The following is a 10,422-nucleotide window of genomic DNA, read 5'->3' on the forward strand; positions in this document are numbered from 1 at the left end:
TTCCTCCCCTTCTCAAGCAATTTCAGGAAACGTCAACGCGGGCAATCCACAACATTGAGACCATTCCAAACAAGATCAGAACCAATGCCGCACGCGCATAATCATCGCAAGTCGACTCGCCTTGATCAAGATGCGGCTGAGCCATCACCAACGATCAGCACTCTTCTTGCGAGTGCCACAGGCTGATGATTTCCGGGTGAGCTAAGAAGATTTCGCAGGCAAATTCTTCACGAAGAACTCGATGAAATTCCGCGAGAGAATCCGTTCGCGATCGTCGCTCGAATAACCTCGCCGTTCCAGAATCTCGTCAATCTTCGGAAGCTTCGCGATGGACTCCAAGTCTCCCGGACTCTGTTCCTTTCCGAAGCCTCCGTCGAGATCGGTGCCGATTCCGGAGTGATTCGCATTCCCGGCCAGTTGGCAAACATGATCAATCTGATCGACAACATCTTCGAGAGAGACCGTTTCTGGAGGTGTCACTTTCTTAATGTAACCCGGTTTCAACATCCAATTATCAAGAGCTGCCCCGATGACCGCACCGCGTTCAATCAAGGCTCGAATCTGCTCATCGTCAAGCTGCCGATCTCCCGGCACCAGCGAGCGACAATTGTGATGACTGGCCAAGACCGGGCCAGTGAAAACGTCGAGAGCCTGCCAGAACGATTCGTCCGCCAAATGCGTCGCGTCTAATAACATTCCGACGCGGTCCATCTCCTTCAGAAGTTCGACTCCGTCGGGGGTCAGCGGACCTTCGCTGCCGGTTCCATGACAATACTCGTTTGGCCCGTAGTGGGCAGGTCCGACGATTTGAAGCCCAGCCTGAAACCACTCCTCGACCTGACTCGGGCTTAGAATTGGAGAAGCCCCTTCCATGCTCAGCAGATATCCGATCGGCGGAGCAGCTGAACTTTCTGCAGCGCAATCTGAATCGGCATGCTTCCACTGACTGGATTGCTCCGTCAAATCATCGGCGGATGTCAACTTCCGCAAGACGCCTCGCTGCACCATCGCTTCGTAATAAGCGAGTTGTCCTTTGGCGGCAGCATAAGTCGATTCTCGCCCCTGATAGAACGTCAACTCAAAGCTTTTGCGGTGCAGTCGCGGAAGAAGCGTGGCGATGACGATTCCAATGCCAGCTTCCCGCAGCTCGGGGAAGCTGACCATCGCCTCACCGGGCACGATGCCGTCGAACTGGGATTCGAATTCTCGAATCTTGCCCACCGGCCATTCGAGATTGCGGTTCCACTCGACAGCATTCCACGCCAGATCGAGGTGAGCATCAAAGATCAACATGTCGAATTCAGTCTTTGAATAATGAAGCTGACCAATCTCAAGTCACTCAGCAGTTGATTTCAGATGACGATCTGCGAAGTCGAGATACTGCTCCCAATCGTAATCGGTAACGTCGTGCTTTCCGCTGCGGATGTGGTAACCGATGGTCCCTGAGTTGATGGGTTGATCAACTTCCGGCATTTCTGCGGGCGGCGCATCTCCGCCGAACCCATCTGTGCCCAGCAGTCGATAGACGGGGTCGGCATGCAATGCAGACAGAAATTCCCCATGCGGATCAGCCCATTGATCTTCGACGGCACTGGCGATGTAAACCGGCCGGGGAGCAATCGCAGCGACGAGTAAATGCTGGTCGACAGGCAGTTCGTCTTCGTTATCGTCGTACTTCAGGAAATTGTCACAGAACCAGTGTGGGAACGACTTGTTGATCCGCCGTACAGATTCTCCAAAACGGCGACGACTGAGAGCCGCTCCACCGCAACCGGAATTGTTCGAGATGACGAGAGCAAATCGTGGATCGCTGGCCCCTGCCCACAAGGAAGTCTTCCCGAGACGAGAGTGCCCCAGCACAGCGACTCGTTCTCCATCGATCGTTGTCGACTCCTGCAGGTAATCGAGGGCGCGACTCAACCCCCAAGCCCAGGCAGCGATGCTGCCCCAGTCCTTCGGTGAGATCGATTCTCCTGAGCGAGGATATTGTCCGTGAAGTCCGTTCTCGAACCCGTCATCAAAGTCGGGATCAAAGTCTCCGTAATAAATCGTGACAAGCGCATATCCGCGTTCGATAATCTTCTCGACTGGCCATCGAGACGCAGACGCTCCACGTGATGCCTCTGTTGCTTGATGATTTTCGTAACCGGAATCCGGCTTGTTCCGCATCCAGTTCTTGTTCAAGGTAATTTCAGGATCAGGATGAATGGAATGATTTCCACCGAAGTTGAGCGCAAGAAAGGCTGGAACTTTTTCTTCCGTCTGCGGACGATAGATCAACATGCGTGCGACAAGAGGAGCATCTTCATCTCCCAGCAAGAGATCGACTTCTTCTCGAATCGCTTTTCCACCGAGCGCATTCGCGTGATAGCTGATGAGTTCGCTACGTACTGCTTCCGGAGCGGGAGGAGCCGATCCGTAAACCTCCGCAGCGAACAGGTCGAGGATTTCCCCGCGTCGCTGGTTGATCCACGCATCCGCGTCTTCCACGACTTCTCCGGAAGTGGTGGTGAAGGGATCGGGCAACGTGAACTCAGGGATCAAGGATTCATCATAAATAGCATCCTGTGCGTTTAAAGCGGCAGCACTACAGACAAACGCCGACAGGCAAATCGCCAGGAATCGAAAATCGCAACTACTCATCGTGTCTTTTTCCTCGTTGTCTATCCAAAAGTCTCATCCAAGGATGATCATTCTTCCTCCGCATTGCCAGCAAGAGCGACAATTCGAACCGAAAAGAAAAGTCGAATTCTCTTCAAGGAATCGCAAGACGCATCTGACTTGATCAACTACAATTCCACGAACCCAGTCCCATCGGTCATGGAAGGATTGTTTGCACCTGATGTCTTCGTGGATTCTACAGCACTTTTTGAATCCCTCCTTCTTCTGGGCGGGAATGGCGCTGGTTGCAGCACCGATCATCATTCATCTCATCAATCGACTGCGGTATAAGCGCGTTCGATTTGCTGCGATGGACTTTCTGCTTGCGAGTCAGAAACGGAATCAACGCCGAATTCTCATCGAGCAGCTTCTCCTTCTCCTGCTGCGCATCCTTCTCATTCTCGCAATCGTTGCACTTCTCGCGCGAATGATTCTGGACCCATCACAGCTCTCGCTCTTCCAGGGAGCTAAGTCACACCATGTGGTTGTGATCGATGACTCATTGTCGATGCAACAAAGAACAGCTGATGGGACCGTCTTCGACACTGCGAAAGAAGTTGTCCGTCGACTGGTCGCGGAGGGGGCAGACTCTCCTCAATCACAGATTTTCACACTCGTCCGCATGTCAGCACCATCGACGACACTTTCCGGACTGAGCGAAGTCCAACTGAACAGTGATCTCCTCGTTGAACTGACCGATCGTCTTGACGCGATTAAATGCACACACCAGGCAGCGCAACCCGACCGAGCTTTGGATGTCGTTCTCGAACGTCTGACCGCGGACCGTTCAGCTGTGCGCCACGTGCATGTCATTTCAGACTTCCGTGAATTGAACTGGATCGAAAGCAAATCGGCCATCGCGTCCTTGAAAGCTCTTGAGTCTGCCGACACGAACGTCAATCTCGTGAAATGCGTCGAAGACTCGACCGAAAACCTGAGCGTGACTCAACTCGGAGGAAAAGTTGAAGTCGCTGCCGCTGGCGTTCCGGTCACACTCGAAGCGACAATTCAAAATCAAGGAGTGAGAACAGCCAGCGACGTTCGTGCCGATGTCTTCCTCGACGGCACACGCACACCTCGTACAATCGACTTCCAGGACATTGCTCCCGGAGAACAAACCTCGAGACGATTCGACGTTGTCTTCGAGACCGCCGAACACCATCAGGTCGATCTGCGAATCCGTGACGATGCGCTCGAACCGGACAATTTCCGGTTCCTGACAGTCGATGTTCCGCAAGAGATTCCCGTACTGATTGTGGACGGTTCGCCCGGAACCGAGCAGGCTTTATACGTCGCTGATGCTCTGGCAGCTGATACTTCAGTCACCGGATTTTCTGTCGACGTTCAAACCCCGGATGATTTACGAAGAACGCCGCTTGAAAACTTCGACCTCATTTACCTCATCAACGTTCCGGAAATCGCTCCCGATGCGCTGATTGCCTTGACCGACTATGTCTCCAATGGAGGCGGACTCGTCTGGTATCTGGGCGATTCCATTCGGCCTGCCTTCTACAACGAGAAACTCTTTCAGCCCGAAGCCAGCTTGTTCCCAGTACGAATTGAAGTGGCTCCGCGTGAATTGAATCGAGACGAAAACGGCAGCACCGCCCAACCTGATCTCGTTCCCGCGGAGTCTCCGCTCTTTCAACTGCTCACCGATGCAGAAGTTCCGATTCTCGATCTCGTCTTCGTGAATCTCTACTTTCCAATGGCCTCTGCGAGTACGGACCTTCCAAACATCGCTCCGGATGTTTCCGTGTTAGCACGACTCAAAAACGATGCACCCGTTTTTCTCGAACATCGATTCGGAAGAGGCCGCGTTGTGACCTGTTTGACATCGGCCGGGCCGCTTGTGAATCCACAAGGCACCGTATGGACCAACTGGGCCAACGGACCAGCCAGCTTCAGCTTTGCGGTCTTCCAACTCGAACTGGCCAAACATGTGATTCGCCAGGACCGCTCTCTCCCAGCACTCGAGAGCGGACAACCGATCGAATTCAAACTCAATCAGGCGTTCTATCAACCCGATGTCGAAGTCCTATCACCTTCCGACCAGATTGACCGCATTCAAGCAACACCGCCAGCACAAGAGGAAGGTGATTCCAACTCTTCAGACCCAGATGGAACACTTTTCAATGTGATCTATCGGAACACCGACCAACCAGGAATTTACAGCTTCGGACTCGCCACTCAGCAACCAGGACGGGAAGAACGCCTGTACGCGGTCAACGTCCCTCCTTCCGAAGGAGCATTGGCGATTGCAGAGACAGACGCATTGAAGAATGAACTCGGGCTGGAGTCCACAATCCAGATTCATTCGGTCGGAACATATGACTGGATTCGCAACGAATCCCCCGGGTCGGAAATTCGCTGGTTGCTCCTTCTGCTGATCCCTCTGCTTTGTATCGCCGAACAGTTCCTCGCCAGCCGTTTGAGCTACGTCGACTAGAGCAAGTTGCTCTTTCCTGTGCACTCGCTTGCACTGTTTAATAAGTTAAAAGACTGTGCTTGCTCGTGCGAGATCGTGCACACAAAATCAGAAAATGCTCTAACAGCTATATAAACCATACGATCGATGTGCCGGTCTAAAGTCTCGATCGAAACGACAGGAGCTGCAGGATTCTTCGCACGAGCGAAATGACGATTCCGCCTGTGACGATCAGAATTCCCGCAACGAGATAGGGATAATGCCCCGGCGTTTCAGGGTCTCCTCGCATCGAATGCAGAAAGAAATAGGAGATCACCGAAGTCACCGTCGTCACAGCCACGAGCCGCGGTTTATACCACATGGCACTCGCAACGATTAGCAACGCATAACCTGCTACGAGAGACTCAACTGGTCGTGCGGCGTAGTAGACCGCAGCTGTGAACAGGATTGCATCTGAAGCCACCCAACAACGACGAACAAAGCGAACGTCCTTCGTCAGCAACCGTTGAAACACGATCGAAGCAATTCCCCACGTTCCGAGAATGATCATCTCCGGCAGGTACGACGGTCGGAGTCCGGGATCTGCCAACTCCGCAAGTTGCACCACGGCGAAGATTACAATGAAAGCCGTCAGATGCACCACAAGCGCAGGTTCTCGCCGAGCCCAACGACGCACAGAATTCCAAAGCCCCATCGATTTCAAAACGATCGGTTCTTGATTAAGGAATCGTTCCAGATCGTCTGCCAGTTCATCCGCCGACCCGTAGCGATTTTCTGGCTTCTTCTCGAGACATCGCATGCAAATTTGAGCGAGCGGACGAGGAATCGCCGGATTGATTTTCTGAGGATGCTTCGGCTCGCTATCACGTAGACGAAGAATCTGATCGAGCGGAACACTCTCCGAAAACGGAGGCTGCCCAGTTGAAAGCTCATAGAGAATCGCTCCGAGGCTGTAGATATCCGAGCGAAAGGTGACCGAATTCACCTTCCCCCACGCTTGTTCCGGTGACATATATGCCGGTGTTCCCAGAATCGCTCCCGACATCGTTTGCTCATCATCGAGTTCGAAGACTTTTGCCAATCCGAAATCGGTAACAAAAGCATTTCCGTCATCGTCGATGAGAATATTGGATGGCTTAAGATCGCGATGGATGACGTCCTGCCGGTGGAGATATCCGACCGCACGCGCTATCTGAATGAGCATCGCCGTTGACTCGTCCAGACTGATTTCGCCCTCTTTGATTCGATCTGCCAGCGTACACTCGGAAATGTAAGCCATCACCAGAAACGGAATTCCCTCGTGTTCGCCCGCATCGTGTACGCTCACGATATTCGAATGTCGAAGCCGCGAAGCTGCGCGTGCTTCTCGGAAGAAGCGTCGAACTTCTTCATCAGAAGCGAACTCGCACGACCGCACCATTTTCAGGGCGAAGTGAGAATCCAGAGTCTGATGCCGGGCCCGATAGACGACCCCCATTCCACCGCGTCCCAGTTCAGCTTCCAGAACATACGAACCAAACTCGCGAGGAAGCGACTGGAGCGACGAACTCGACCAACCGGAATCAGACGACACCAGTGTTTGTGCGACGCTGTCCTGCCCACCATCCGTCGCCATTGAATCGAGCAGATTTATGCAATCGACAAGCTGTAGAAGATTCGGGTGCTTCCTAAGAAGGCTCTCGGGAACGTCGAAATCCTGACCTTCCTGAATCGCGTCGCAGTGTTTCTCCAGGAACTCCAGAAGCTCTGGATCGAAGTTCGAATCAGAATCCGACGACTCAGCTCCACGATCTGTCATGCTTCACTCTGGTTTTCTGCGAGTATCTCTTGAAGCTTACTCAGAGCCCGCATCCACAGCATTTGCACGGCTCCGCGACTGCGTCCCATTCTCTCAGATACCTCTTCAAACGAAAGTCGCTGCAAATTTCGCAGTTGAATCACTTCCCGATAATTTTCCGGCAGCCTCGAAATGGCGTTGGCCAACTCAAACTCCTGCTCATGCTCCATCAGAATTTGACTCGGCGAATCGAGACGAGCTGCCAACTCTCGAAAAGGAGCGGAAGCATCAGGAGATTGTGGCTGCATTCGCACCTCCTTCTGCACATCACGTTTGCCAGCCCGAAATCGTCGGATGAAGTCATGCGTATTGTGAGCGAGAATTTGCTTCAGCCACGCCAGCCACTCCCCTTCTGATTTCCCCTCGAAATTTTGAAATCCTCGATGAGCTTCGAGAAGTGTCTGCTGGACGAGATCGGAAGAATCGACCTTGGCCTTCATCCACGTTTCAACATTGGTCCGAGCAATAACATTAATGTAGTTCCGACAGCACTCAAAAAGTTCGTCGCGGGCACGTTCGTCTCCATTCTTCGCATCTTCCAGAAGCACGGCGATGCGTGAACTCTCTTTCGACTCGCTCATTTTGGCCTCTACTTCACCACTCAGACGCTCAAACGCAGCCTCGACAGACTGCTCGTGCTCAAAAATTTCGTTGGCACAATCTGACCTAAGAATCCGCGAAATGCCTGGCATCACGTCCGAAACGAACCGGCGGAACGACTCTGTCTCGACACCTGACCATTGAACAGACTGGAATATTCCGTCAGTTCAGAATATCCGATTCAGGGAATCAGAGTAAAATCGCTCGTCAGAATATCTGAATGCAAGTTTCGAGCGAAACTCTCCTCATTCCGATATTCGCAACGACAGTTTTCCGAAAACGGATCGGAACAATTCGCAAAATCGGCACAAAGGGTCTCTTTTACGAGTTCCGCAGCGGAATCGAAGTCTCCGAACAAGGAACGTCTGCGTGTCGAAGCAAATGATCCCAAAGTGTAGATGCCTGACTTTGAATATTCCCGCAATCTTGGCCAGAGATTGCATTATTGAAAGTTTTGATTCTCCCCTCATTGTCTCGCTGAAACGGAAAGCGGATCAGAATGCAACGTGACACCTTTGCCGGGATCGACAATATCCTCTTGAGTTTGGGCCTCGACGAAAGCGGCAGCTTCGCAGACTCGCCGAGCGGCGACTCCGAAGAAACGTCATCAGGAGATTCTCAATCAACTCAGAGCGCTGTCTCAGAGCAGACGAAGACAGCCTCTCCCGACCAACACGCCGCGAGTCCTGAATCCGAGAGCGGAGAAGCCGAGCCAGGGAAGCCGGTCATCGGTGACATCACGCGCGACAACTACGATCAGGCCCGCGCACATCTTGCCAAAATCGAAGCAGCCCGAAGACTCGCGAAGGCGAATGAAAAACCGCAGTCAGATTCCCCGCCAAACAAATATCCCAGCTTGCGAGGCGCAAGCGAGTTCAGCCCCAAAGCTCCCGATTCACTCGAACAAGCCGGTTTGAATCTCAGCGACGTGATGAACCTGATCATCAAATACCTCGCCAGCCGAGGTGTTGAGACCGGGTACAAAATCGCTCTGCAGATCGGACTCAATTTCGGACTCGTCGAAGCCATCCTCCGGCAGCTCAAAATCGAACGACTCGCCGCTTACAAAAACGCGATCGCCGGTGGCGACTACCTCTACGAACTCACCGACCTCGGCCGCGAGCGGGCACGCATCCTCTCCGACCAGACCACCTACTTCGGAACAGCCCCCGTTCCGCTCGAACAGTACATCGCCAGCGTACATGCCCAGTCACTTGAAGGTCGAAAACCCTCGCTGAATGCAATTCGCCGAGCCTTCTCTGATCTCGACATCAGTGATCGCATGATCTCGAACATCGGGCAAGCGATTCACTCGGGACGCGGAATGTTCCTCTACGGCCCTCCCGGAAACGGAAAAACGAGCATGGCCGAACGTGTCACGAAGTCCTTCGGTGACACCATCTGGATTCCACGAGCGATCATCGCCAGCGGCGAAATTCTCCGCCTCTACGATCCGAACCGACATCGAGAAGTTCCCATCTCCGATGACGCCGAACTAAAAGTCGACGGACGCTGGGTTCGTATCGAACGGCCGACCATTGTCGCTGGGGGTGAACTCCAGATGGACAACCTCGAAATCACCTACATCCGCAAAACGGGCGTCGGAGAAGCTCCGCTGCAAATGAAAGCCAATTGCGGAACGCTTCTTATCGACGACTTCGGTCGACAGCGAATGAGCACCGACGAACTGCTCAACCGCTGGATTGTCCCACTCGAACAGCGACACGATTACCTGCACCTCGAAAGTGGTCGAACCATTCAAGTTCCCTTCGATCAGCTGATCATCTTCTCGAGTAACCTCGAACCACGAGACCTGGTCGACGACGCATTCCTCCGCCGAATTCCCTACAAGATCGAAGTCAAAGACGCCACCGAAGACGAGTTCCGCGCACTCTTCTGCAAACAGGCCACTCAGCAGAAATTCTCGTACACCAACGAAGTGATCGATTACATGATCATCGAGCACTACGTCCAGGCGAATCGCCCCTTCCGCTTCTGCCACCCCCGCGATCTCCTCCGCCAAATCCTCAACCGCTGCTCACTCCACAACCTCCCCCGCGAAATCACCAAAGACTCCATCGACCAGGCCGTCGAAAACTACTTCTCAATCATGTAGGCCGTTCAGTGATAGGACTACGGCGTCCCTCGTTGCCCACCCTACGTCAATCCGATTCTGTCCCGTCAGGTTTTTCATCGCGATGACGAGACTCATACAGGAGAAAGATTTGGGAACTGTCTAACATTTGCGAGGCACGAAACCTCGTAGACCCCAACTGCCGTGCCCACGAAGGTAGAGCCAGAGATGCAGGAAAATCCGGTGTTACGATTAACCAGATCATTACCAAAACAACGATCGGTAAATACATGGCGAAAAACGGTAGGATCATAAGCCACACGTTCGCCCAACTGCCTGTGACCCAAAAAAAGATCAGCGGAACGGATGCAATAGCCGCAAGTTCTAAGATGACAGCAGCGCAGCCAATCGCGACTCGAAGTCCTCGGATTTGCAGTCGGTCAATCGGCTTTATTCCCTCTGGCATGCCGATCACTACGCCTTCGAGATTTACGCTACCTCCCGAACCCACAGTCACAATCTTGACGACACCGCCATCATTGTAATCGAGGAAGTCAAACTCAATCTGGGCGGAAGATTGGTCATTACCGTATTCATCATTTGCGATGCGGATGTTTGTTACCTCACGAGACACACCGGCAATCGCGATGTCCAAAGCTTGGACGCCCGCAACCACAACGCGGAAAGGTTGTGTCGGTGCTATGTCCGTGCCCCGAACTGGTTCGCGTCCCAGATTTACGAATCGCAAAAACCGGACATCTACACTGGCCATCTTCTTTTGGCGCCCGGCTTTTGGCTTGTAGACAACGGAGAGACTAGAGG

Annotated in this window: 7 protein-coding genes; 2 read left to right on the forward strand and 5 right to left on the reverse strand. The window is 53.1% G+C overall.

Going from position 1 to position 10,422, the window contains the following annotated elements; translation table 11 throughout:
• Positions 1-201: 201 nt before the first annotated feature.
• Entirely contained in the window at positions 202-1,293 is a 1,092-nt protein-coding gene (locus AB1L42_RS21085; RefSeq protein ID WP_367061070.1) for a membrane dipeptidase, read from the reverse strand.
• A gap of 42 nt (positions 1,294-1,335) precedes the next feature.
• Positions 1,336-2,643 (reverse strand): acetylxylan esterase, encoded by a 1,308-nt coding sequence (locus AB1L42_RS21090; RefSeq protein ID WP_367061073.1) that lies wholly within the window; start codon positions 2,641-2,643, stop codon positions 1,336-1,338.
• Between the two features lie 199 nt (positions 2,644-2,842).
• On the opposite strand from AB1L42_RS21090, the gene AB1L42_RS21095 reads away from it, so the two are divergent.
• Positions 2,843-5,110, forward strand: a complete 2,268-nt coding sequence (locus AB1L42_RS21095) for a BatA domain-containing protein (RefSeq protein WP_367061076.1) — start codon at positions 2,843-2,845, stop codon at positions 5,108-5,110.
• 136 nt (positions 5,111-5,246) lie between these two features.
• Here the strand turns inward: AB1L42_RS21095 and AB1L42_RS21100 are convergent, their stop codons facing one another.
• Positions 5,247-6,887 (reverse strand): serine/threonine-protein kinase, encoded by a 1,641-nt coding sequence (locus tag AB1L42_RS21100; protein ID WP_367061079.1) that lies wholly within the window; start codon positions 6,885-6,887, stop codon positions 5,247-5,249.
• Positions 6,884-7,507: a sigma-70 family RNA polymerase sigma factor gene (locus AB1L42_RS21105; protein ID WP_367061082.1), complete on the reverse strand. Its 624-nt coding sequence runs from the start codon at positions 7,505-7,507 to the stop codon at positions 6,884-6,886. The genes AB1L42_RS21100 and AB1L42_RS21105 overlap by 4 nt, the downstream gene beginning before the upstream one ends.
• Positions 7,508-8,025: 518 nt before the next feature.
• On the opposite strand from AB1L42_RS21105, the gene AB1L42_RS21110 reads away from it, so the two are divergent.
• Positions 8,026-9,642, forward strand: coding sequence for an AAA family ATPase (locus tag AB1L42_RS21110; RefSeq protein WP_367061085.1), 1,617 nt, complete (start codon positions 8,026-8,028; stop codon positions 9,640-9,642).
• 46 nt (positions 9,643-9,688) lie between these two features.
• On the opposite strand, the gene AB1L42_RS21115 is transcribed toward AB1L42_RS21110, so the two are convergent.
• Positions 9,689-10,422: hypothetical protein (locus tag AB1L42_RS21115; RefSeq protein ID WP_367061088.1), on the reverse strand; the 734-nt coding region annotated here is incomplete at its 5' end.

The sequence above is a fragment of the Thalassoglobus sp. JC818 genome (assembly GCF_040717535.1).
Lineage (GTDB): Bacteria > Planctomycetota > Planctomycetia > Planctomycetales > Planctomycetaceae > Thalassoglobus.